Raw genomic sequence first — 24,107 nt, 5'->3', positions numbered from 1 at the left:
GACTAGCGCGTGACGTGGCGGGCGATTCCCTGGACGAGCCGGGGAATGTCGCGCTCGGCGACCGAGCAGAGCGCAACGCGCAAGGCGCCGGTCTGGGGGACGACGAAGATGCCTTCCTCCTTGAGGCGCGCCGCGACGGCGAAGGCGTCAGCACAGAAGACCGTGGTGAAGAAGCCGCCATCGTAGCGCGGATAACGCAGCCCGGCATCGGTGGCGAGGCTGTTCCAGGCCTCGACGCGTCGGTCGAGCAAGCTTTTGAGGGCGGCGCGCTCCTGGTCGGTGCGGGCGCGGAGGTCGGGGTCGGTGAGGGCGCGGCCGATGGCGGCCATGCCGCCTGCGTTGCAGTTGGACCAGGTGCCGCGGCAGGAGTAGCTGAGGGCGCTGCGGATGCGGCGGCGCGCCTCGGGATCGGGGTGGACGGCGAGCAAGGCGCCGACGCGCAGGCCGTACTGGGTGAACGACTTGGAGGCAGACCAGGCGAAGAGGAGAAGCGCGCGGCCGGCGAGGCCGAGGAGCGCATCGACGGCCTCGTCGAGCGAGCGCTGGCCATAACGCGCGTAGGCGATGTCGATGAGCAAGGTCACCGGGGCGCGGTCGGCCGCGCGGCCCACGATGGCGGCGAGCTGTCGCCACTCGTCGGCGTCGAAGGAGTAGCCGGTGGGGTTGTGGCAGGGGGAGTTGATGAACAGGAGGGCGCGGCCCTGGGCCTCGATCTGGGCCGAGAGCGTGTGCTCCAGGTCGGCCCCGTCGAGGCGGCCGTTCGCGTCGAACATCCGGAAGGTGGCGAGACCGCGATCGAGTTCGTCGGCGATGGTGCGGTAGGGACCCCAGAAGTACGAGGTGGTCAGCGCAGCCTGGCCGGTGTCGAGGAAGTCCGCCATGGCGAGGCGGAGGGCTCCGCTGCCGCCCGGCGTGGCGATGGCGACTGTCCAGTCGGCCTCAGGGCGCTGGCCCATGACGTCAGCGACGACGGCCTTGAGGAAGGAGGCGTCGCCCTCGATGGGCGCGTAGCCCGCGCCGACGTTCGGCGGGACCTCACGCAGCGTCTGCGCGACGCTGCCGAGCACGGAGAGGCGTCCCTCGTCGTCTAGGAGCGCTCCGACGGTGGCGTTGATGATGGCCTCGCCCGCCGCGGCCCTGGCGCGCGCCTCGGTATTCAAGGCGAAGATCGGGTCGTCGCTGGGACGCGACGTCCGCGTGGGGATGAGGAACTCCATGAGGTCGCCGCTACCATTTCCGCCGTCCGAGCGCCACGGACCGCCGCCCGGGGGCGGTCGAGGGGACCCCTCTCTGCCCGTCTCTGCGCAGCGCATGGCTGTCGGCAGAGGTCCGCGCTACCCTGGCCGAAGGAGAATCCGCATGCACACGCACCGTTCCCTCACCGTCTTCGCCGCCTCTCTTCTGGCGGTCGTCGCGTCGGCGCTGCCCGGCGTTGCCCGCGCGGACGAGCCGGTGTCGCCGGGCCCCCTCACCGGTCCCGGTGATCTCCGCGGCCCGGCGGCGCGGAGCCCCGTGAACCTGGTGGAGCCGGTGGGGCTCGCGACCGATGCGGTGCTGGGGTTGGAGATGCCGGACCTCGAGGCGTCGAGCTACGACATCCCGGGCCAGATCGTGGTGGATGCGCGCGACGACCTCGACGCGGAGGGGCTCCTCGATCTCGCGACGGGGGTGGGGGTGTCGTTCGTCCCGACCGCGCTTGCGGGAGAGACGAAGATCCAGATCGCGAGCGTGGCGAAGGGGAACGAGCAACAGGTGATGGAGCGGCTCGCGCGCGATCCGCGGGTGGAGGCGGTGGAGCCGCTCGCGCGGGTGCAGGCGCTCTTCACGCCGAACGATCCCTTGCTGAAGAACCAGTGGCACATGGGCCGGGTCGGGGCGCCGAGGGCGTGGGACTTCGCGACTGGGCGGGGCGTGACGGTCGCCGTGGTGGATACGGGGATCGCCTGTGAGACGCACGGGCCTTTCACCAAGGGGACGGACCTGGCGGACACGGCGTGCGTGCCGGGGTGGAGCTTCGTCGACAAGTCGGAGCACGCGAGCGACGACCACGGGCACGGTACGCACGTGGCGGGGACAATCGCGCAGTCGACGAACAACGGTCTCGGCGCGGCCGGGCTGGCGTTCCACGCGCGGCTCATGCCGGTGAAGGTGCTGAACGCGAATGGCTGGGGCACGACGGCCGACGTGGCGGACGGGATCCGGTGGGCGGCCGATCACGGCGCGCACGTGATCAACCTGAGCCTCGGCGGGCCGCGCAACTCCAAGGTCCTGCAGAGCGCCGTGGAGCACGCGATGTCGCGCGGGGCGGTGGTGATCGCGGCGGCGGGGAACACCGGCGGACCGGTGGGCTTCCCGGGAGCGACCGAGGGGGTGATCGCGGTGAGCGCGACGGGGGAGGACGACAAGATCGCGCGCTTCTCCTCGCGCGGCGAAGAGGTCGACATCGCGGCGCCCGGCGTGAACGTCACCCAGCAGACGGTGTGCAACGGGGGCCGCAACAAGTGCGAGCGGTTTCCAGCCTTCAGCGGCACCTCCATGGCGTCGCCTCATGTCGCGGGCGCCGCGGCGCTGGTGATGAGCCTCGGGGTGACCGAGCCGAAGGCGGTGGAAGAGGTGCTGCGGGCGACGGCGCGGGTCGTCGACGAGTCCGAGGGCGCGAAGAAGCTCTACGGCGCCGGGCTGCTGCATGCAGACGCCGCGGTGGCGCGGGTGACGCAGATCCACGCCGTCGTGCGGTTCGTGGCGCTGCTGGCGCTCACGGCGTTCCTCGCGCACGGCGTGGCGCGCAAGGGGCGGGGGTCGGTGAGCCCCTGGCGGCCGAGCTTCCTCCTTGCGGCGCTGATCGCAGGCCCCGGGCTGCTGTTCTTCGCGCCGTGGGTGTTGACGCGGGCGATGCTGCCCGTGGATCTCCTGGCGCGGCCGTTCGCGGATCTCGACCTGTTGATCGGTCTGTCGGTACACCGGTGGCTGCCGCTCGCGAATGCGCTGATCCCGTTCGGCCTGACGGCGCTGTTCTTCGGGGTGAAGAAGCTCAGGCCCGCGGTGGCCGGGTTCGCCACGGGGACGGCGGCGTACCTGACCTCGATCGTGGTGCTCGGTGAGGTCTCCGGTCCGGTCGGCCAGGTGGGGCTGGTGGTCTGGTGCGCGGTGAACGCTGCCGCATGCCTGTGGATTGCCCGGACCAACCTGGTCGAGGAGCGCTGAGCCAGGGGCGGCTTCGAGGCCGCGTATCGTCAGCGACGGGTGGGGGCGCGCGCCGCCGCGGATCTGCGCCGAAAGCCCATCGGACAGAAACGAGCTAGGATGCCGCCCATGCGGTCCGGTGTTGTGCTGGTTCTCCTGGTGATGGCTTCGATAGCGGGCTGCGGCGGCTCTGCGAGCGAGACGCCGTGGCCTCGGGAGCCCGAAGGAGCCGTGCTGGGCCCGGCCGGGGAGCTGGGCCCGGAGGGGGAGCCCGCGAACGTGGGAGAGGGCGCCGCGCCAGCGGAGCCGCGAGGGGAAGGGGTTGCCGTTCCCGCCGGGGATGCCCAGGAGACCGAAGGTGCGCAGCCACGCTGATTGAATTGACGGTGATGGACCGTACCCGCCGCAGAGCATGGCTCTCGGCCGCGCTGCTGTCGCTCGCGCTGCTGGCGCTGCCCTTGGTTGCGTGGTTCCTGGTGCCAGCGCCAGTAGCGCCGCTCATACCGCAGGAACCGGCGCGCGAGGTGCCAGCAGGGGAAGCACAGGGGGGGCCGGTGGCGCCGGAAGCAGGATCGGCACCTGGTGTCCCCACGCAGGAAGTTGCGGCGGCAGCGACGCGTGGGGCCCCACCCTCCGGTTCGGTGCGCGGGCTCGTGCTGGATCCGGAGGGCAATCCTGCGGCCGGCGCCTTCGTCTCCTGTGAGAACGGCGGTCCCGCGGCAGGCACGGACACGGAGGGACGCTTCGAGCTGCCCCCGGAGGCGGACGGGTGCATGGCCGTCGCCACGCTCGCGGTGGTGCATCAACCCTCCGAGCGAACGCGCCTGACGGCAGGCCGAAGCACCACGCTGCAGCTCACCGCAGGCGGAGTGATCGAGGGGATCGTGGTGGATGAGCAGGGGCGATCCGTGGAGCACTACCTGCTGGCGGTGGAGTCCTTCGTGTCGAGTGTCGATCCCCAGGAGCGGTTCGGGAACCAGGCGAGGACCATCTCGAACCCGGGGGGCACGTTCCGGTGGGAGCGTCTGCCTCCGGGGACGTTCGTGCTCGCGGTGAGCGCGGAGGGGCGTCCGCCCGTGAGGAGTGGCGGCATCACCGTGGAGGTCGGCAGAACGACGGCACAGGTGCGCCTCGTGCTGTCCAGGGGGGCGGCGCTCTCGGGCAGGGTGATCGACGCCGAGACGCGCGCGCCGCTCGCGGAGGCACGGGTGCAGCTCGACGCGGTCACGTCGTCAGGCGCCAATGCGATCGCTCCCGTGGTGACGGATGCTGCGGGGACCTTCGCGCTCGAGGGGGTCCCGGCGCGGGGCCCGTTCTCGGTGCGGGTGCAGCACGCGGGATACATGACAAAGATCGTGCCCGCTCTGGACGCGCGAGGGACCGCGGCGGCGCGGGTCGAGGTGGCGCTTCGGCAGCAGACCGACGGGGGGCCCAACGAGGAGCTGGTGGGCATCGGCGCGACGCTGTTGCCAGGAGCCACAGGGGTTCAGGTGGTGGGGGTCGTGGAGGGCGGGCCAGCCGCACGGGCAGGGTTCACCGCGGGTGATCGCCTGGTGCGGCTCGATGGCGTGGACGCGACAGGGTTGGGGCTCTCCGAGTGCGTCCAGCGCCTGCGCGGCGCGCCAGGGACGAGGGTCTCGGTCTCCCTCGACCGCGGGGGGCAGGTCCTCGAGCTGACCCTCACGCGCGAGGTCATCGTTCGCTGAGGTGGGCTGAGGGCTTCCGCGCAGGCGGAGGGCTCTGCGTGCGGCCGCGCCGGAGCTGGGCTAAAGCCAGGAACCATGTCCACGCGTCCCACCGCGCTCCCGCCTGCCGGCGCGCCCGACGTCCTCTACCTGGTCGACCTCTCGGGCTACGTCTTTCGCGCCTTCCACGCGATCAGCCCGCTCACCAGCACGAGCGGGGAGCCGACGAATGCCACGTACGGGACGGTGGCGATGCTGTCGAAGCTCGTGGAGGAGCGGAAACCGGCCTACCTCGGGGTGGCCATGGATGCGGGGGGCAAGACCTTCCGCGGGGAGCTCGATCCTCGTTACAAGGCGCACCGTCCGCCGCCGCCCCCGGAGCTGACGACGCAGATGGCGCGCTGCAAGGAGATCGTGGAGGCGTACCGGATCCCGATCTTCATCGCGCAAGGGCTGGAGGCGGACGACCTCCTCGCCGTCGCGGTGGCGCGCGCGAAGGAGAAGGGACTGCGGGTGGTGATCGCTTCCAGCGACAAGGATCTGATGCAGCTCGTGGACGAGGAGCGGGTGATGCTCTGGGATGCGATGCGGGACAAGGTCTACGGCGCCGCAGAGGTGAAAGAGAAATTCGGGGTGCCGCCTGAGCAGGTGCGGGATCTGCTCGCGCTCGTCGGGGACAGCTCGGACAACGTGCCAGGGGTGCCCGGTGTCGGCCTGAAGACGGCGGCGGATCTGCTCGGGCAGTTCGGGACGATGGAGGCCCTCTACGACCGGATCGAGGAGGTGAAGAAGCCGCGGATCCGGGAAGCGCTGAAGGTGAACAAGGACGAGGCGCTCCTCTCGCAGAAGCTGGTCACGCTGGATGGAACGGCGCCCGTCGACCTCGACCTGGACAAGCTGCGCTACGGCGGCGGCGTGGACGTGGATCGCCTCCGGGAGATCTTCACCGAGCTTGGCTTCACGCGCTTCCTGAAGGCGGTGCGAGCGCCGACGCCCGAGGCCCGGGAGGCCAGCCACCGGGTGATCCTCTCGCGAGAAGACCTGGTGACCTTCGTCGACGAGGTGAAGCGCGCGGGGCGCCTGGCGCTCGAAGTTCATGCGTCGAGCCGCGATGCGATGTTTGCGGAGGTCGTGGGGATATCGCTCTCCTGTCAGCCTGGGCAGGGCGTGTACATCCCCACCGGGCACCGCTACCTCGGCGCCCCTGCGCAGCTCGGGATGGAGGATCTCAGCGCGGTGCTCGGGCCGGTGCTCGCCGATCCTGCGGTGTCGAAGGTGGGGCATGACCTGAAGTTCTGCGAGGTGGCGCTGCTCCGGCGCGGGATGAAGCTCGGCGGGCTCTCCTTCGACACGATGCTCGCGAGCTACCTCCTCGATCCCGAGGGAAAGAACGATCTGCCGGGGCTCGCCGAGCGAGAGACGGGGTTGAAGGTGCCGTCGATCGACACGGTGGCGCCGAAGCGCAAGGGGCAACCTTCACGGTCGCTCGACGAGATCGAGGTGGGTGATGCCGCGAAGGTCACAGCCCCATTCCCGGCGGCCGCGCTCGCGCTGAGCGACAAGCTGCGCCCAAGGCTCCACGCCGAGCGGCTCGAGAAGCTGCACGATGATCTCGAGCTTCCTCTGTCCGGCGTCCTCGCGGAGATGGAGTTCGTGGGCGTGCTGGTCGATCCCGCCGCGCTGACGGGGCTCGGCGAGCAGATGGCGCTGGAGCTCACGGCGATCGAGGAGAAGGCCCAGAAGATCGTGGGCCACGAGATCAACCTCGCGTCGCCGAAGCAGCTCGAGGCGGTGCTGTTCGACGAGCTGAAGCTGAAGTCACAGCGCAAGACGAAGACTGGCCGCTCGACAGACGCGGACGTGCTCGAAGCGCTGGCAGACGATCACCCGCTCCCCGCGGTGGTGCTGGAGCACCGCCTGATTGCCAAGCTCAAGGGGACGTACATCGACGCCCTGCCGCGCCTGATCCACCCCGACACGGGGCGCATTCACACGCGCTGGGGTCAGGCCGTTGCGGCCACGGGGCGGATCTCGTCACAGGACCCGAACCTGCAGAACATTCCCATCCGCACGCCGCTGGGCCGCAGCATCCGGCGCGCGTTCGTGGCGCCACCCGGGAGCGTGATCGTGAGCGCCGACTACTCGCAGATCGAGCTGCGCGTGCTGGCGCATCTCTCCAGGGATCCCGTGCTCGTGGAGGCCTTCCGCACCGGACAGGACATCCACACCCGCACCGCCATGGAGATCTTCGGCGTCGATGCGGCTTCCGTGACCGACGAGATGCGTCGGCAGAGCAAGACCATCAACTTCGGTGTGATCTACGGGATGGGTGAGACGGCGCTGGCAAAGCGCCTCGGCATCTCGCGCACCGAGGCGGCGCGCTTCATCGATGCCTACTTCCAGCGTTACCGCGGCGTGCACGAGTTCATGGGGCGGACCATGGCCGAGGCGCGGCGCACCGAGTCGGTGCACACCCTGCTGGGGAGGCGTCGATTGCTGCCCGAGCTGCGGAGCAGCGACCGCATGCGTCGTGCTTACGCGGAGCGCATCGCGCAGAACACCCCGATCCAGGGGACTGCGGCGGACCTGTTGAAGCTGGCCATGGTGAAGCTCGCGAAGCCCGTCGTGCCGGGTGCGCGCATGGTGCTCACCGTGCACGACGAGCTGGCCTTCGAGGTGCCGGCCGGCGCCGCTGCGGAGGCGGCAGCGAAGGTGCGCGAGCTGATGGAGACGGTCTATCCGCTCGACGTGCCGCTGGTCGTAGACGTGGGTCAGGGACCAAGCTGGGCCGACGCCCACTGAGGCTCGCGGTGGAGGCACGCGCCTCCACGCTTCTCGTTGAGAGCACAAAAGAGCTGAATCCCGCTGCTCCCCGAGAGGAGAAGCGGGTCAGGTGCTCGTCGCGGTGAACGAGAAAATCAGCCTGCGGTGGCGGACTTCGACGCCTTGTGCAGGCTCGCTGCGAGGCGGGCCTTCAGGCGCGAAGCACGCTCCTTGGGGATGATCCCCTTGGCTGCGGCACGATCGAGGTCGCTCTGGGCGGTGATGACAGCGGTGCTGGCCTCGGCCACCGAGTCCTTGACCGAGCTCCGGGCCTTCTTCAGAGCCGTACGAAGCTCGCTCTTGGCAGCGCGGTTGCGCGCGGTCCTCTTGATGCGCTGGCGGTTGCGCTTCTCGGCAGATGCGTGGTTGGCCATGAAAAGCTCCTACTTCTTCGCGTCGGTCTGGGCCGCCGTGCTTTGGGTGGCGGTCTTGGGGGCGTCCGGCGCGCTCGGGTCGTAGCCCGGGAGGTGCACCGGGAACTTGGGCGTCCCGTGCGCGCGCTCGTAGCGCTTGCGTACGGTGCCTTCCCTCCGTGCCTTGCGCTGTCGGATTCGGCTGGTCTGCTGCGTCGCGGAAACCATGGGGGCGCGGAGCATAGCCTCGTCACCCCTCATGTCAATGGGTTGTTCGGGTGTGCTCGCGTGATCAGGGCCGGATCGTCACGGGGACCGAGAAACTCGGCTTGGAGAATGCCCCCACCTTCGCCGCCTGGAAGGCTGATTTGACGCAGCCCGACTGACCGTGAGAGGCAGCCCAGCCCGTCACGCTCACGCTGGTGACCGTGCCGGAGGAGGAGAAGGTGACCTGGGCCTTGGACACATCGTCCGCGCCAGCGATGCAGGCCTTTGCGCTCGGCATCACCGAACGGATGGCCGCCTGGATCGACCCCTGGGGAGGCTGCTCGGGCACCGTCTGGTTGAGGGGCCTGCCGGCAGCAGGTTCGGGCGCCTCCGTCTCGCCGGTCTTCCCTGCTTGATCGCCCACGGCAGCCTGCATGGCGCTGTTCAGGTCCCCGGGCTTCCCACCCGCTGCGGGCTTGGCAGCGGCTGCGGTGGAGGCCTGGGCAACCGTGGCAGCGGGAGCGGCGGGGGCTGCACTGTCCGCGGCGGCTGCCCCTGAAGGAGCGGCTCCCGCGGGGCCCTGAGCCAGCTTGCCATTCTCGGTGGCCGCCGTCGCCTCTGGCAACTGCGAGGGATCCATCGCCGATGGCTGCGTGGGCGTGGGTGCCGCAGCCGGTGTCTCTGCTGCCTGCTTCGCGGCTGCCTGGGGCGCGGTTTGCTCGGGCTGCGCCGCAGCTTGCGGCTGCTGTTCCGCGGGCTTGCTCGGACCCCGGAGGATGGCGAACGACGCTGCGAGTCCCACCACGGCAATTGCGGCGCCGACGAGCAGGCCGTTCGAGCCCTTCTTCTTCGCCGCAGTGATCGGCACGGCGGCCGGACGTCGCTCGGCCTTGGGTCCCTCGGCAGCGTCGCGCGACGCAGCATCGTCGAAGTCCAGGTCCGAGGAGGCAGGCTGCGCCTTCGCCGCTTTCGCCTTCTGTTCAGGCGAAGCCGCGTCGGTGACGGCCTTCAGGTTGATGACGCCGGAATCTTCACGGCCTGCCTCCGCCGGCTTCCCCGCCGGCGGGATGGAGGCAGGACGCGAGGAGAGCGCCGGAGGGAGGGGCGTCGAGATCGCGGGAGGGATCGGCGTGGAGAGCGCGCCCGAGTTTCGCCCGGGAGGGATCGAGACGGAGGGGTCGCTGGTGCGGCTCGGCGGACCTGCGAAGCCCGACTGGCTCGCGCGTTCCGCCATCTCTTTCAGCGACATGCGCTTTTTGCCCGGAGCGATCGATGCCGTGCTGCTGCGCGCCTCCGGAATGGACGGTCGCCCCTCGTCCTGATCGTCTGAAGCTTGAGACATCTTCGTTTCTCCTGCCTGCCTTACCTGCGCATGTGTGGGCTGCTCCCTGGGCTCCCCCAGCTCGGGCTCGAGGGGGGGCTCAGCGAGCACCAGTTCCAAGTCTGCTTCCCGCGCGGCTGCCCCTGCCGTGGCTGCGCGCGTGATGCGTGCGGCGCGCTCCTCCCACGCGGCGTCGTCTCCCAGATCGGGAGCGGGCCAGTCACGGAGCACGCCATCGAGATCCAGCTTGCGGTCGAGGTTCATACGGCGTCCCCTCCGAAACCTCGCGCCGCGAGGTACTCACGCAGCTTGCGTCGCGCCTCGTGGACGCGCCAGGCCACCGTGCCCTCCGGGCACCCCAGGATCTTCGAGGCCTCCTCGTGCGCAATTCCGTCGATGCACACAAGGATCAACGTCGTCCGCAGGGTGTCCGAGAGCGCATCGATTCCGTCACAGAGTGCGGCTGCGAGCTGCCGTTGCTGCGAGGCGGTGGCCGGATCGCTGCCGAAGGTGAGCCGCGTCTCACGGAGCAGCCCTTCCACGCGAGGGTCGTCCGAGGACGTGGAGTCACGGGTCGGCTTGCGCGCGCGGATCGTGTTGAGCGAGAGGTTCACGGCGATCCGGTAGAGCCACGTGAAGGGTTCGCTCCGCCCATCGAAGCGACCCAGGGCCTGGTAGGCGCGCACGAAGGTTTCCTGTGTCACGTCCTCCGCCTCCGCACCTGATCGCACGAGGTGGAACGCGAGACGGAAGATGCGCTTCTGGTGCCGGCGGACGAGCAAGCCGAAAGCGCCTGCGTCGCCGCCTCGGGCCTGGTCGACAAGTTCTCGGTCGGTCGGTTGGACCATCCTAGGCGCCTCGGAGTGCTGGAGCCTTCCAGCGGGGGAGCGAGGGCAAAGTCATTACCGGATACTCGCGCCAGCCTGTCGGCCGTACAGGAAGCATCCCTGACGGCGCAAGGCTTCCGCACGCGGATCGAGGCGATGAGGCGGTAACTTTCAAGCTGCGGCGCGCGAAGATAGCCCATCACTCCCTCTGGGACAAACGATGCGCCGGGTTCTTTGGTTGCACCCGGCAGAGGAGGGGGGATCTCCGAGGGACGGCGGGGAACCGGAGGGGCAGCGCTCACCGGACAGCTCGGCTCGGGGTGGCTCGGCTCGGGCTCGGCGCCTTTGCCCTGCTATCGTCCGGCCAATGCGACCCTCCGCCGGCAAGTGGCTGCGCACGCTCGGACTCACCCTCGCCGCCTTCGCGGGCGGCGTGGTCACCTCGCATCTGGCTCGAGCGACCTCGCAAGCGCAGAGCCCCTATGCGCCGTTCGAGCAGCTCGCCCGGGTCCTGGTGCTGGTCGAGAACCAGTACGTGGAGCCCGCGCAGCGCAGCAAGATCGTCGAGGGGGCCGTGAAGGGAATGGTGGCCGAGCTCGATCCTCACTCCGCCTTCATGAACGCAGAAGAGTTCTCGGCGTTCCAGGAGGAGACGGGGGGACGGTTCGGCGGCATCGGCGTCGAGGTCGACTTCCGGGACGAGGCGCCGATGGTGATCGCACCCATCGAGGGCTCTCCAGCGGAACGCGCGGGCATCCGCTCGGGTGATCAGATCGTCGCCATCGACGGCAAGCCAACGCGCGGTGAGCGCCTGGACCGCTTGATCACCATGATGCGGGGAGCCGCGGGGTCGAAGGTGAAGATCCTCGTTCGCCGTCCAGGCGTCGCCGAGCCGATCAGCTTCGAGCTGAAGCGTGAGGAGATCCACGTGACCAGCGTGGTGGCCAAGCGGCTCGACAAGGACGTGGCGTACATCCGCCTGAAGCAGTTTCAGGAAGGCACGCACGAGGAGCTGCTCCGGAGCGCGAGCAAGCTGCGCGCTGCGTCGAAGACGCCGCTCAGGGGCGTCATCCTCGACATGCGCAACAACCCCGGGGGTCTCGTCGACGAGGCCGAAGGTGTCGCTGACGAATTCCTCGGCGAAGGGACCATCTACTCCACCCGCCACCGCAACCAGGTGGTGGACGAAGCGCGCGCGACCTCCGGGGGAGCCTTCGCATCGCTGCCCGTCGTGGTGCTGGTGAACGAGTACTCCGCGAGTTCTTCAGAGCTCGTGGCCGGAGCGCTGCAGGACAACCGGCGCGCGACCCTCATCGGCAACACGACCTTCGGCAAAGGATCGGTGCAGACCATCTTCGAGCTGCCTGGAGGTGCCGGGATGAGGCTGACCACGATGCGCTACTACACGCCGAGCGGCCGATCGATCCAGGCGCAGGGCGTGCGACCCGACGTGCTGATACAGCCAGCGAAAGGCGGAACCCCGGCAGAGGTGATGCGGGAGCGCGATCTCGAGGGTCACCTGGACGCTGAAGAGACCGCGCTCGGTGGTGGATCCCAGTCGGTGATCACGATCGCCGGGACCGTGCTGGAGATGAGCCGCGACGTCCCCTCCGATCCCTCGAAGGGCAAGGACTTCGTGCTCTCCGTCGGTTACCAGACCCTGCTCAAGGCAGTTCCGGTCACCCGGTAGACGCAGCCTCCACGCCAGCGTGCCAGCCGGTGGCCGCAGCTTCGAGCACCGTGCGGGGTCGGGCGGCGATCGCGTCGCCTGCCGCGAACAGGCCGTGTGCTGCGCGAATCCCCGTGCACTGCACGCCCACGGCCTCCAGCAGGCTCTGCCTGCTACCGGTCGGCCACGCCACCGTGTCGAGGGCAGGACCGAAGAGAGAGCTCGTTGCTTCGAGCGCCCCGCGCCCATCCCCGAGCCGCACGGGAGCGGTGAGCGAGAGCGCGAACGGGACCCGGCCTCCCGAGGGCAGGTCTGCGCCGGCGCCATGCTCGGCAGGCGTGTAGATCACACCTCCGCCGCTCACCCCCCCGGTCGCCAGCACCACGGCGTCGGCACGGAGCGAAGCGTCTTTCTCTTCGAGGCTGACCGCGAACCGCGCCGTACCTCCCGAGGCGTCTCCACCGGCGACGCCGACGGCCCGGACCCGCCGCGAGATCACCTCGATCCCACCCGCCTTGAAGAGCGCATCCCGCGCCACCTCGAAGCGCAACCCGGCCGGAGAGCCGGCGCCGATGAGCGCTTCCCCCACCGGCAAGCCCACCAGGGCGGCGAGCTTGTCGGCGCGACCGAGGCCGAGGCCCAGCCAGGGCCCGAGCAGCACCGCCGCGACACCGGTCCCCTCAGCGACGGCGCTTCGCAAGCTCTCACCGAGCCACGCGAGCCGCGCCGGGTCGTCATGCCGCGCAGCGAGATCGGCGTCGGTGACGCGTCGCTCCTCGTCGAAGCGCAGCACGGGAGCATCGACCGCCTCGAACTGGAGCTTCAGCGCCTTCGCGAAAGGGTCGTCCCCGAGGGCCCGCGCAAGCGCGTCTGCGTCCCACCCTGGCCGCGACACCCGCGGGAGGAGGACCCGGCCACCACGACCCAGCGCTTCGAGGTCGAGCAAGGCACGGTCGCGCCCCCGGGCAGGTCGGACCCGACCCGCCATCGTGGCGAGGTAGCATCCCCGCGCGGCGGGCACATCCCACACCCCGAGCGCGCCCACAAACTCCAGGAGCGCGCCGGGCAGCTTGGCTGCCGTGGCATGCGCCTCGAGCCCCAGCGCGTGCGCCGCCCGCGTCCGCTGCTCCCACGGGACGTCGTCCACCGCGCCGCCCGCGAACGCGCTCGCCCCTGCGCCGGCAGACACCAGGACCACCTTGCTGCCCCTGCCCCGGGCGCCCCAAGCGGCGGCGGTCCCGGCGACGCCGGAGCCGATCACGATCACGGATCGGGGCACACGACCTCTCCCTGAGCCCGCGAGTGCGCGCTCTGCTCTCCAGGTTCGCTCTGCGCGATCTGCCGCCACGCCGGCGCGGTCGCCAGGTCGTCGTCGCCCATCAGGCCCAGCTCGGAGCGCACGCTGGCGATCGCCAACGCCTCCTGCCGTGCCTGCTCCGGCCCGAGCGCGACCACGCGGGTCAGGGCTTGCCGCTCCAGGAAATTGATCGCCTGCCGCATGCCCTCTCGGGGAGGCAGCCCGCGCTCGCTGGCCACGATCTGCCCGCATCGCGCCGCGCAGCGCATCCCGCCGCAGGCTCCGAGCCCCAGCCGGGTGCGCCGCGACACGTCATCCACGGTCCGCGCCAGCTCGTGGCGGACGGTGTACCGCACCTCCGCCTCCGTCACCGGCTCGCAAGGGCACACCGCGACGGCCTCGCGCGGCCGCGCTTTCATCCGCTCCTCGACGTGGAGTGCGCGTGACCCGTGGCGGTACACCAGCCGACGCGCCGCGACCGCGTCGATGCCTGCGCGCTCTGCGAGCGCGAACGGATCCACCGTGGCGTCGCCCCCGGGAAGCGACGTGACGTGCGTCGCGCAGCGCAAGCCGATCCCGAAGTGCTTCGCGAGGACGTCGGCCATCTCCTCCGAGAAGAGCCGGTAGCTCGCGAGCTTGCCCCCGATCATGGAGAACAGACCCGGGGCGCCGTGGACCGCGTGGTCGATGATCTGATGATCGCGCGACAGCTCATCCTCGCTCGGACCGTAAGCGTGCAAGGTGGGACGCACGCCCGCATAGGTGCCGATGGCGCGCGCGTTCCGGATCGCCGGGAACACCCGCGCGATCCCCTGCACCAGGTAACGGACCTCCTCGCTGTTCGCGCGCACGCCGTCGAGGTCTCCGTAGAAGTCGTCGTCTGTCGTGCCGATGACGGTCACGTTCTCCCAGGGGCACATGAAGATCTGCCGGCCATCGATGGTCTGTCCCATGATGGCGTAGCTCGTGAGCCGCCGGTCGTAGACGATGTGGATCCCCTTGCCGGGCCGGACCCGCGAGGCCGTCGGTGGGAGCCCGCCGAGCGCCGCGGTGATCGAGGACCACGCGCCCGTCGCGTTGATCACCACACTGGTCCGGAGCCGCCCGCCCGCCCCGGTGTGACGGTCGCGGTAACGGACTGCCACGACGGCGCCGGTGTCTTCCCGTCGTTCGACGCGCTCCACGGTGTGACCCACGTAGACCTTCGCGCCTCGCTCCATGGCATCGACCGCGTTCGCCACGCACAGCCGCGCGCCGTCGATGCCCCACTCGTCCATGCTGAACCCGCCCATCAGGTCCCCTGCGAGCCCGGGCTCGAGCTGCCGCAGCTCGTCAGCGCTGAGCCGCGCGTGCCGCTTGCCGCGCTTGAAGGGCTGATAGCGGTCGTACGCCTCGAAGAAGGCGTCCATCAGCGTGAACATCACCCGCGACCTCGCGCTGCGCTCGACGGGCGCGAGGAAAGGGATGCGGAAGAGCAGGTGAGGCGCGATCGCCTGGATGTGCCCCGAGTCGCGGCACGAGGTCTCGGTGACGTGCGGGTCGTTGGTCAGGTAGCGGGGTCCGCCATGGATCATCCCGCTGGAGTTCCCGCTCGCGCCGAACGCGAGGTCGTTCCTCTCGAACAGCGCCACCCGCAGCCCGCGCTGCGAGGCATCCCGCGCGACGCCGACGCCGTTCACCCCGCCGCCGATCACCACCACGTCCACGTCCGTGTCGTCCCGGCGCAGGCGGACGGGTGACGCTTGCACGTGCGGGGCCTGATCCCCGTCCGCCTCGTCACCGGGCGAACCAGGTGGGGCCGTGCCGCCCCAGTCTGCGGGAGCGGGGAGCCAATCGGCGCTTTCTTGCGGCTTGCTCACAATCGGCCCGTATAGCACGCCTACGCCACGTCAGCCCCGCACACGGATCGCCCAGGTCAGCCGGGCCAGGTTTCGCAGGACGTGCGGAACGCGCCGGGTGAGGTTGATCGACGGCCGGCGCTTCTCCAGGACGCGGACCGGGATCTCGCGCACCCGCAGGTCGGCGCGGTAGGCGCGGATGACCAGCTCGCTCGCGAAGACATCCCGGTCGACGATGCAAGCGCGCACCACGGGGAGCAGAGGCTCCCGCAGGAAGGCCTTGAGCCCGTGGGTGTCCGTGCCGCGGAACCCGAGCGTCGCGCGCAGCAACCCGTTGTAGAGCTGGCTCGCGGCGTGGCGCGCCCAGGGGCGCTCGTCCTGGGCGCCCGCGATCAGCTTGGAGCCGATCACCATGTCGCACTCCCCTGCACGCAGCGCGCGCACCGCCTGCTGGTGGAAGGCCGTGTCGCAGAGATCGATCTCCTCGCAGATCACGATCCGCCCCCGCGACTGCGCGATGCCCTGCCGGAGCGCGGCGCCGTAGTTCGGCGTGCCCGTGGAGAGGCAGCGCACCTCGGGGTATTTCGCGGCGAGGTCGGCGCCGATCTGGGCCGTGGCATCGCGCGACCCATTCTCGGCGAGCACCACCTCGTAGCTCCACCCGAGCGGCAGCAGCCGCTCGCGCAGGTCCACCACGGCGGCGTGCAGGATCGCCTCCTCGTTGTAGACGGGGATGACGATCGAGATCTCCGGCGCCGTCATCCTCGGCCTCCGAGCAGCGTCATGGCCTCCTCCGCCGCGTCACGACCGAAGCGCAGCGCATCTTCCATGGACGAGTAGTTCCACCCCCCGTACCGGCCCGCCGAGAGGATCTGCTGTCCCGCGAGGAAGGGACGCACCACCTCCAGCGACGCATAATAGGCATGGTCGAAGACCACGTAGGCATGATCGATGCGCCGCAACCGCGCGAAGCGGACGACGCTGGGCCCGTCGATCAGCCCCATCTCGGTCAGCCCTGAGCTCACCTCGGGCAGGAGCTTCTCCATCTCTGGCGGGGACCGATCGGCCAGCTCCACGTAGAGCCCCGCCTTGCCGGGCGGCGCCATCTCCGGCGAGAAGTTCGAGTAGCACCCCACCCGGTAGAACGGGTACTTCGCTTCCGGCACGTACACCCAGTGCAGCGGCTTGCCGCAGGGCGCGTCGAGCGCCACGTCGAGGTAGTAGAGATGGGTGCAGCGGAGCGCCGCCGCTGCGCGGGTCACCTCGGCGGGGGCTTGCACGAGCAACTGCACGAGCGCTGGAAGCGGCGCCGACGAGAGGAGCACGTCGTAGCTCACCACCTCGTCCTCGAACAGAAGCTCGCGCGCCCTGAAGTCCACTGCCTGCGGCGCGCGCCCCAGCTCGGCGCCTCTGCACACGCCCTCGCGGGGCAGGTCGCGCGCGAGCCCCTCCGCGAGCTGCCCGATCCCCCGCTTCGGGTACACGAAGCGCGTGTTGTAGCCGAGCTCCGGCCCCTGCATCCCCACGGCCCCCGCGACGACGTCCTCCAGCCGCGGCAGCGGCACGAAGCGCGCGCACCAGTCGGCCGTGATCTCGGTGGCGGGTACCCCCCAGAGCCGGGCGTTGTAGGGGATCATGAAGTGCCGGCTGATCCCCTCGCCGAAGTGGCGGAGGCAGAACTCCTCGAAGTTGCGCGGCCCGCGCGCGTTCCCCCCCGCCTGTGTCGCCTGCTCAGCATGCGCCGCCTGCGCGCGGATGAACCCGAGCAGGCACTCGTAAGCCACCTCGGGCGGCAACCCCCAGGTGTTCGCCTGGAAGGGGTAGCGGGTGTAGACGCCGTGCGACCAGATGCGCGACGCGCGCTCTACTTCCAGGTGATCGGGCCCGATCCACCCGAGCGCGAGGCGCCGGATCTCGGGGTCGCGCAGGTGGAGGAGGTGGCCGGTGCGGTCGAACCGGTAGCCCTCCTCCTCGAAGGTGATCGCGTGCCCACCGGGCCGGGGAAGCTGCTCGAACAGCCGGCACGCCACCCCTGCGCGACCGAGGTGGTAGGCGGCCGACATGCCGGTCAGCCCGGCGCCGAGGATGGCCACTGGGGTTCGGGTTCTGAGTCGGGTCATCCAGATCGAGCGAGCCGGCCTGCCAGGCGCAGCCCGTGAAGGAGTCCGCGCGCGGCCTGTCGTTCTGGCCAGATGTCCGGGGCTGCCGAGGTGGCCCTGGGCGCGATTCGGCGCTGACCAGACCACCTTGTCGGCGCTCCGTCAAGCGCACCCGCGGCCTCTGCGACCCGGGCGACGCGGCGCGCCGTGACAACCAGTTGGATCTCAAGGTTGGCGCTCAGCGCCGGAGCGGCTACGGAGGACACAGAGGTCTTCGATGCCCATTCCGCGCCGCACATCCGTCCAGATCCAGGGAAGGATCCTCTACCTCACCGAGGACCTGGAGACCTTCAAACGTCAGCTCGCAGGCGAGGACGTCGCCGTGGATCCTGCGCGCGAACCGCTCGTCAACAACATCTCCACCGACGAGATCACCCCGGGCTGGGTCTGTTACTACTACGACGAGACGCTCGCCCGGTATTGCCTGGTCGGCCTGCGTGGCAACGTCGTCGAGCGCGACTCCATCAAGAACGGCGGCTTCGGCGTCATCGTCAGCGGCCGCTCGAAGGGCTGCGGCAGCTCCCGCGAGACGGCGCCGTACTCCGAGATGGAGGCGGGCGTGAAGCTCGTGGTCGCGCGCAGCATCGAGAAGATTTACGGGCAGAACTGCCAGAACATCGGCCTGCTCACCACCACCGACTTCTCCATCCTCGACCGCATCCAGAAGGGCGAGGAGATCGCCATCGACGAGTTCACCCGCGGCCTCGACCCGATCAGCGCCGATGTCGTCGCGTACGGCGGCCTCTTCACCTACAACAAAGCCCGCCTCGCGGGCGAGGTGTCCCCGCCCAGGATCGACACCGCCCCGCGCCCGATGACCCTCTGCGAGAAGATCATCGCCGCCCACGCCATCGTCGACGCGAAGACGGGCGAGTTCGGAGTCCCGGCGGTCGCGCCCGGCGACGCGCTCTTCATCCGCACCGACATCCGCTTCTCGCACGAGTACGTGACCCCGATGGCCGAGTCGCTCTTCCGGGCCAGCCTCGGGCCCGACGCGCAGGTGACCGAACCCGAGACCGTCTACGCCTTCCGCGACCACCTCACCTTCCTCGACCGCATCATGCCCGAGGCGCACATCAAGCTCGGCCTCCGCGAGCAGGCCGCCTCCCTCGCCACCGTGCAGCAGGCCTTCACGGAGCGGCAGGGGATCAAGCTCTATGGCGAGGTGGTGCGGGACGGCCGCACCGTCGGCTCCGAGGCCATCTGCCACAACAAGGTGATCGAGGAGCTCGCCCTGCCGGGCCAGGTGGTCGCCGGGACCGACTCCCACACCTGCATGGCCGGCGCCCTCGGGTGCTTCGCGTTCGGCGTCGGCTCGACGGACATGGCCAACGCCTGGCTGACCCGCGACATCCGGGTGGCGGTCCCGCAGTCGGCGCGCTTCAACCTCGGGGGCAAGCTGCGCCCCGGGGTCACGGCCAAGGACGTGATGCTCTACCTCCTCTCCCAGCCCTTCTGGAAGAGCGGCGAGGGCATCGGCAAGGTCCTCGAGTTCGCCGGCGACGGCGTCCGCGCCATGGGCCTCGACGAGCGCGCCACCCTCACCAACATGGCCGTGGAAGCCGGCGGGTTCACCGGCATCATCGAGGCTGACGAGGTGGTGGTGCGCTACCTCGTCGAGCAGCGCGGGCTCCGCGCCGACGACGTGCGCGCGCGCATCGTCCGCGCCGACCCGGGGGCCGAGTACATGGCCACCTTCGACATCGACCTCGACCGCATCGAGCCGATGGTCGCCACCCCTGGCGACCCCCGCAACGGCGTGCCGCTCGGGCAGCTCCGCGACGTGACCGGCGGAGACGTCAAGATCGACATCGCCTACGGAGGCTCGTGCACCGGCGGCAAGAAGGCCGACATGGACATGTACGCCTCGGTCCTCCGCCGCGCCGTGGAGCAGGGGCGCCGCGTCGCCGACGGCGTCCACCTCTACATCCAGTTCGGCTCGCAGGACATCCGCCGATACGCCGAGTCCAAGGGCTACCTCGACATCTTCCAGAAGGCCGGCGCGGAGCTGGTCGACCCCTCGTGCGGCGCCTGCATCAAGGCGGGTCCCGGCGTCTCGAACAGCCCCGATCAGGTCACCGTGTCCGCCATCAACCGCAATTTCCCTGGGAGAAGCGGCCCCGGAAAGGTGTACCTCGCGAGCCCCTTGGTGGTGGCGGCCAGCGCCATCGAGGGCCGCATCGTCAGCCCCGACCTGTGACACGGTCGCAGTTCTCCTTCACCGCAACGCGCCCTGAAAAAGCCTGGATCAGACGGCAGCAAGGCGGTAATTACGGGCACCCCAAGAAATAGTTGGCCGGAAAAACGAAACCTTTTCACGGAAGGGGCCCGTACGGTAACGTACGCACGCGTAGCGGAACCGGGAGCCTCAAGAGCGTATGACCGACAAGGACACGCTGGCGAAGAACGAAGCGCCTAAGACTGATAAACGTAAGCAAAGCCTCTACTTCCCGGAGTCGATGCTGCAGGAGATCAAAGAGGAGGCGGCGAGGCTCGATCGTTCTCTGTCTTGGGTCGTGCAGCGTGCCTGGAAGCTGGCGCGGGTGGAGATCAAGAAGCTCCCGAGCGTCAACGACGTGGCAGACGACGAGGAGGACGCGGGCTAGTCCCCTGGTCCCTGGTTGTCCCTGGTTGTCCCTGGTTCCCGAGTTCGTCCCGGCGTATCGACGCGACGATCTACGAAGACGCCGGGGACCACGACCATCGGGAGCGCAGGGGCCCACGGGCCCCTGATTCAGGGTACAAGGTACTGGCGCGGCTGCCGCGCAAGTGCGGTGGCCCGCGCGAGGCGCGATGGTTCGTGAGCAGTTCGCCGTCGGACACGACGGCACACGCATTTATGTTCGCACCCGTGAGCGCGACGAGCCTCCTGCGGGCGATGGCGCGCGTGTCCGGGCCGTGCTGTGCGACGGCATCGCCTGCGACGGGTTCATCTGGAAGTACCTCTGGAACGACCTCGCGGGCCTCGTCGACCTCGCGCACTGGAACTACCGGGGTCACGGCCGCAGCGGCTTGCCGGTAGACCCCTCGGCCATCGAGGTCACCGACCACGCCCGCGACCTCGCCGCCGTGCGCGCCGCGATCGGCGCGGGCGATCCCTCGCCCCTCGGCCCCTCGTCTTCCGCGCCGCAGGAGCCCGTGGTCCTCATCGGCCACTCCTTCGGCTGCCAGGTCGTGCTCGAGCACATGCGGCACCACCCGGGCGGCGTGCGCGGCCTGGTGCTCATCTGCGGCGCCCCCGGCAGGGTCACCCATTCCTTCAAGGGGACCGACGTGCTCGCCCAGATCCTCCCGCGCGTCATCGAGCGCGTTGAGGCCCGCCCGGAGCTGGCGCGGGCGCTGTGGAGCCGCCTCCCCCCGCCGCTCGCGCTCCGGTTCGCGCTCCTCACCGGCGAGGTCGATCGGCGCTCCATCACCCCCGAAGACCTCATGCCCTACATGCGGCACATGGTCGACATCGACGCCCTGATGTTCCTGCGCATGCTGCGCAGCGCGGGCGACCACTCGGCCTCCGACCTCCTCCCCAGGCTCGACATCCCGGCCCTCGTCATCGGCGGCGACCGCGACTCCTTCACGCCCTCCCGCCTCGCCGAGGAGATGGCCGCCATGCTCCCCCAGGGTGAGCTCCTGATGGTCACTGGCGGCACCCACGTGGTCCCCCTCGAACGCAAGGAGCTGGTGCGGGAGCGCGTCGAGCACTTCCTCCAGGAGCGGGTCCTCGCGCCGACGTCCTCCTCCCCGGAGCGGGAGCAAGTGTCTCCCTCGCCCGTGACCGAGACGCTCGCCGAGCCGCCTGCCCGCGGGGCATGAGGCCGGCACTCGTCGTCGCGCTCCTCGCGCTCCTCGTCGCGGGCTGCCAGCCTTCTCCCGCAGCGAACCGCGACGCCGACCCCTCCCGCCCACCTCCCGCGGCATCCACCGCGTCCTTGCCTGCCGCCGTGGTGCCCGCTTCGTTCACGACCGCACCCGCCGAGGCTCCCGCCGCTCCCCACCCCGCCGCTCCCCACCCCGCCGACGACCCCACCGCGCGCGCGCTGGCCACGGGCCGCCTCCTCTCCCTGCGCCTCCCCGGGGGCGCCTCCACCGCGTGCACACGCTCCTCCGACCGCGCTTCCCTCGCCCATCTTGAGGCCCGGCTCGACCTCGGCGGAGGCCCCCCGCGCACCATCTCCTTGCAGCTCGCGCACCGCGGCCACTCCCGCGCGTGGCGCCGCCCTCTCGCCTTCGCGCGCCTCGCCACCGCCCTCGGCGCGCACGTCGTCCCCTCGGCCGCCCTGCGCCGCATCCCCCTCGGCGACATCGCTGCCCTCACCGAAGGACAGCACGGCGCGCCCGAACTCCTGCGCGAGCTCGTCATCCTCAACGACGGCACCGTCGAGGCCCTCGCCCAGGCCCCTGCGCCTGGCCCGCCCGGTCCCACCTGGGAGCCCCGCCTCCCGAGCGGCGCGTGCCGCACCCGCCTCCTCGCCGTCGAGGGCGCCTACGACGTCGACCAGTGGGCGCGCTGGGCAGCGGCCCCCGTCACGCCCCTCCCCCTCACTGGTGAGCGCGCTCCGCTCCTCCGGGGCTACGTCGAGTCCCTCGTCCTCGACTACCTGAGCGGCCACATTCTCCGCCGCCACCTCCGCCTCGACGACGCCGCCGCCACGCTGATCCTCGACGACAACGCCGAGGCTTTCCCCGCGCGCGTCACCGAGCACGCCCTCGACCGCCTCATGCATCGCCTCGCCGCCGTCATGCGCTTCCCTCCCGAGCTGCGTGACGCCCTGCGCAAGCTCGGGCGCGCCGAGGCTGCGGCCCTCCTCGCCCCGGGCAGCACCCCTTCGCTCGCGCCGGCCCCCCTCGCCCAGCCCCCCGCGCTCCCCACCGGCTTCGAGGGCTGGCTCCTCGCCCCCCGCACGCTCGTCGATCTCGACGAGCGCCGCCTCACCCTCCTCTCGCTCATCGAGGCCCGCGCCTCCGCGCCGGCCGGAGCCACGCGCCTCGCCTCCAGCGCGCCGGCCCCCTGATCCGGGGCCCGCCCGTGCCGGCTGCTTGATCCCCGGCCGGCCCTGGTGCCAGATCGTCCCCCACCATGGACCTCGGCACCCTCAAGGGCTGGATCGACGGGCTCGGCTACCGCGCCGACATCGAGAATCCCTCCACGCTCCGCGTCCGCCCGCGCGAGGAGGGTGTCGCTGCGTTCCCGCCCTTCTTCGTCCAGCACGCCGAGAGCTGGGTAGTGCTCTCCATGCTCGACGTCCTCGGCGACGAAGCCAGGCTCGTCAAGGAGCTGCCGCTACGCCTGCTCGGCGCCAACCGCGACATGCGCCTCGTCAAGTTCGCGCTCGACGAGCACGACACCCCGCTCCTCTGCGCCGAGCTCCCCACCGAATCCCTCGACCAGTCCGAGCTCGCCGACGCCGTGGAGCGGCTCATCCAGTACGCCACCACCTACCGCCGCGCCGTGACCGGCGTCATCGCCCTGCCTCCCACGCCCTCGTCTACTTCTGGATGATCACCACCCGGTGATCGTCGCGGTACGTCACGTGCCCCGACTCGCCGCGGCACTCCACGCACGTCGCCCAGGGCAGCCGCTTGCGGATGTACCCGTTGAACCCGAGCACCACCGGCCCCTTCTCCTCCTTCAGCACCAGCGACGACGCGATCCGGTAGCGGTCTCCTGGCAACCGGTAGAACGCCAGCACGAACGCGTGCTTATCGGCCTTGCCCGCGACCACCAGGATCTCCTCGCCCGGCACCGGACTCCAGAGCAGCGGCGACGTCGTCAACGTGGTGTTCGCCGGCGCCCCCCCATCGCTCCGCGCGAGCGCCGCGTTCACGTCATCGGGCTCCTTGAAGAAGCTGATCTCCACCCCTGCGATGTCCTGCAGGTGCGGCACGCTCGCGATCATCTCCGCCACCTGCGCCGGGGTGATGGTCGCCTTGCGGTACGTCTGCTGCCACCCGGGTGACGGAATGGTCGCCGCGTTCGGCGCCCCCCGGCAGCAGCGGAACCCCAGGTCGTCTCCCGACGCCTTCGGATCGACCGCACTCCGGTGCGCGCACCGCCGGTCCTGCGCCGGCGCCCCGCGCGCCGCCCCGCGCACCGCCCCTGCCCGCGCCTGCAGATCCTCGATCTCCCCCACGTCGCTCGCGGTCCACTCCCGCATCGCCCCCATCCCCAGCACCCCGAACCCCGACGCGCACGACGCCGGCTCCTTCTCGCACGCCGGATCCCACGCCGCGCCCGTCGCGTAGGGCGACCCCTCCGACCCCTTGCACGCCCGCTCCCACTCCAGCTCCGTGCACAGCCGACCCCCTGCTTGCTGGCACAGCTCCGTCGCCTTGGCGCGCGTCACCCCGGTGAGCGGCGGCTTGCCTGGATCGTTCGGGTACAGGAACCGATCCATGCTGAACCCCCCGAGCTCCACCTCGAGCAGTGCCGGCTCCAGCGTCGGATCTCGCCCCTTGTCGCCCGGCATGCTCCCCGCCGTGAGCTTCCCCCCGGGGACATCGATCCGCTCCTGCCCTGGCGCGGCGGGCGCGCGCCGCACCGCGCTTCCTGCCGTCGCCGCCTCGTTCTCGGCGGCCTCCAGCACCTTCCCTTGCGGGTTCAGGGTCAAGGACGCGCCCCCGTCCGACGCGCCCCCCCCGGTGTCACCCTCCGAGCCCGCGCGCCGGCAGCCTCCCAGCGCGGCGGCGGTGGCGACCAAGATCACGGCGGCGAGCTTGCTCCTCTGCGGGGTCCACACGGCGACCGCGT

General features: G+C 70.6%; 19 protein-coding genes. 9 read left to right on the top strand and 10 right to left on the bottom strand.

Annotation, left to right across the window (positions count from 1 at the left end; all coding sequences use genetic code 11):
• Positions 1-2: 2 nt before the first annotated feature.
• Positions 3-1,217 (bottom strand): pyridoxal phosphate-dependent aminotransferase, encoded by a 1,215-nt coding sequence (locus tag CAP_RS23660; protein ID WP_044244907.1) that lies wholly within the window; start codon positions 1,215-1,217, stop codon positions 3-5.
• 142 nt (positions 1,218-1,359) lie between these two features.
• On the opposite strand from CAP_RS23660, the gene CAP_RS23655 reads away from it, so the two are divergent.
• The 3 genes from CAP_RS23655 (at position 1,360) to polA (ending at position 7,670) form a co-directional block, all read left to right on the top strand.
• A complete protein-coding gene (locus CAP_RS23655; RefSeq protein ID WP_052375746.1) occupies positions 1,360-3,204 on the top strand; it encodes a S8 family peptidase in 1,845 nt (614 codons plus the stop codon).
• A 368-nt stretch (positions 3,205-3,572) separates the two neighbouring features.
• Positions 3,573-4,889 carry a carboxypeptidase regulatory-like domain-containing protein gene (locus CAP_RS23650; RefSeq protein WP_156041081.1) on the top strand — a complete coding sequence of 439 codons (1,317 nt, stop codon included), beginning with the start codon at positions 3,573-3,575 and terminating at the stop codon, positions 4,887-4,889.
• 75 nt (positions 4,890-4,964) lie between these two features.
• A complete protein-coding gene (gene polA / locus CAP_RS23645; protein WP_044244905.1) occupies positions 4,965-7,670 on the top strand; it encodes a DNA polymerase I in 2,706 nt (901 codons plus the stop codon).
• A gap of 116 nt (positions 7,671-7,786) precedes the next feature.
• Here the strand turns inward: polA and rpsT are convergent, their stop codons facing one another.
• The 4 genes from rpsT to CAP_RS23625 all read right to left on the bottom strand — a co-directional run bounded on the left by rpsT (position 7,787) and on the right by CAP_RS23625 (position 10,420).
• Positions 7,787-8,065: a 30S ribosomal protein S20 gene (rpsT, locus tag CAP_RS23640; RefSeq protein ID WP_044244904.1), complete on the bottom strand. Its 279-nt coding sequence runs from the start codon at positions 8,063-8,065 to the stop codon at positions 7,787-7,789.
• Between the two features lie 9 nt (positions 8,066-8,074).
• Positions 8,075-8,272, bottom strand: a complete 198-nt coding sequence (locus CAP_RS23635; RefSeq protein WP_044244978.1) for a hypothetical protein — start codon at positions 8,270-8,272, stop codon at positions 8,075-8,077.
• 64 nt (positions 8,273-8,336) lie between these two features.
• The gene (locus CAP_RS45395; protein WP_052375744.1) at positions 8,337-9,836 is read right to left on the bottom strand and encodes a hypothetical protein; all 1,500 of its coding nucleotides are present in this window, start codon (positions 9,834-9,836) and stop codon (positions 8,337-8,339) included.
• A complete protein-coding gene (locus CAP_RS23625) occupies positions 9,833-10,420 on the bottom strand; it encodes an RNA polymerase sigma factor (RefSeq protein WP_044244903.1) in 588 nt (195 codons plus the stop codon). Before CAP_RS23625 ends, CAP_RS45395 begins: the two co-directional genes overlap by 4 nt.
• Positions 10,421-10,766: 346 nt before the next feature.
• Between CAP_RS23625 and CAP_RS23620 the strand changes: the two genes are divergently transcribed.
• Positions 10,767-12,089 (top strand): S41 family peptidase, encoded by a 1,323-nt coding sequence (locus CAP_RS23620; RefSeq protein ID WP_044244901.1) that lies wholly within the window; start codon positions 10,767-10,769, stop codon positions 12,087-12,089.
• On the opposite strand, the gene CAP_RS23615 is transcribed toward CAP_RS23620, so the two are convergent.
• From CAP_RS23615 to CAP_RS23600, 4 genes are read right to left on the bottom strand one after another with little or no spacing between them, the layout of a single operon-like run.
• Positions 12,079-13,347 (bottom strand): FAD-binding protein, encoded by a 1,269-nt coding sequence (locus CAP_RS23615; RefSeq protein WP_231511645.1) that lies wholly within the window; start codon positions 13,345-13,347, stop codon positions 12,079-12,081. The genes CAP_RS23620 and CAP_RS23615 overlap by 11 nt on opposite strands.
• Positions 13,332-15,224 (bottom strand): glycerol-3-phosphate dehydrogenase/oxidase, encoded by a 1,893-nt coding sequence (locus CAP_RS23610; RefSeq protein ID WP_231511644.1) that lies wholly within the window; start codon positions 15,222-15,224, stop codon positions 13,332-13,334. Before CAP_RS23610 ends, CAP_RS23615 begins: the two co-directional genes overlap by 16 nt.
• A 30-nt stretch (positions 15,225-15,254) precedes the next feature.
• Positions 15,255-15,965, bottom strand: coding sequence for a glycosyltransferase family 2 protein (locus CAP_RS23605; protein ID WP_044244899.1), 711 nt, complete (start codon positions 15,963-15,965; stop codon positions 15,255-15,257).
• Positions 15,962-17,323: a protoporphyrinogen/coproporphyrinogen oxidase gene (locus CAP_RS23600; protein ID WP_044244898.1), complete on the bottom strand. Its 1,362-nt coding sequence runs from the start codon at positions 17,321-17,323 to the stop codon at positions 15,962-15,964. The genes CAP_RS23605 and CAP_RS23600 overlap by 4 nt, the downstream gene beginning before the upstream one ends.
• A gap of 256 nt (positions 17,324-17,579) precedes the next feature.
• On the opposite strand from CAP_RS23600, the gene CAP_RS23595 reads away from it, so the two are divergent.
• From CAP_RS23595 to CAP_RS23570, 5 genes are all read left to right on the top strand, one after another.
• Positions 17,580-19,562 (top strand): aconitase family protein, encoded by a 1,983-nt coding sequence (locus CAP_RS23595; protein ID WP_044244896.1) that lies wholly within the window; start codon positions 17,580-17,582, stop codon positions 19,560-19,562.
• A gap of 178 nt (positions 19,563-19,740) precedes the next feature.
• Entirely contained in the window at positions 19,741-19,968 is a 228-nt protein-coding gene (locus tag CAP_RS23590; RefSeq protein WP_044244894.1) for a TIGR04563 family protein, read from the top strand.
• Between the two features lie 187 nt (positions 19,969-20,155).
• On the top strand, positions 20,156-21,172 hold the full coding sequence (locus CAP_RS23585) for an alpha/beta fold hydrolase (RefSeq protein WP_081865187.1): 1,017 nt from the start codon (positions 20,156-20,158) through the stop codon (positions 21,170-21,172).
• Positions 21,169-22,371 (top strand): hypothetical protein, encoded by a 1,203-nt coding sequence (locus tag CAP_RS23575; protein ID WP_052375738.1) that lies wholly within the window; start codon positions 21,169-21,171, stop codon positions 22,369-22,371. Before CAP_RS23585 ends, CAP_RS23575 begins: the two co-directional genes overlap by 4 nt.
• 65 nt (positions 22,372-22,436) lie before the next feature.
• A complete protein-coding gene (locus tag CAP_RS23570) occupies positions 22,437-22,859 on the top strand; it encodes a CesT family type III secretion system chaperone (protein ID WP_044244892.1) in 423 nt (140 codons plus the stop codon).
• Here the strand turns inward: CAP_RS23570 and CAP_RS23565 are convergent.
• Positions 22,846-24,063: a formylglycine-generating enzyme family protein gene (locus CAP_RS23565; protein WP_156041090.1), complete on the bottom strand. Its 1,218-nt coding sequence runs from the start codon at positions 24,061-24,063 to the stop codon at positions 22,846-22,848. The two genes, CAP_RS23570 and CAP_RS23565, sit on opposite strands and share 14 nt — an antisense overlap.
• Between the last annotated feature and the right edge of the window lie 44 nt (positions 24,064-24,107).

It is taken from the genome of Chondromyces apiculatus DSM 436 (assembly GCF_000601485.1).
In the GTDB taxonomy this organism is placed as follows: Bacteria; Myxococcota_A; Polyangia; order Polyangiales; family Polyangiaceae; genus Chondromyces; species Chondromyces apiculatus.
This window is presented reverse-complemented; position numbering and strand designations above follow the sequence as displayed.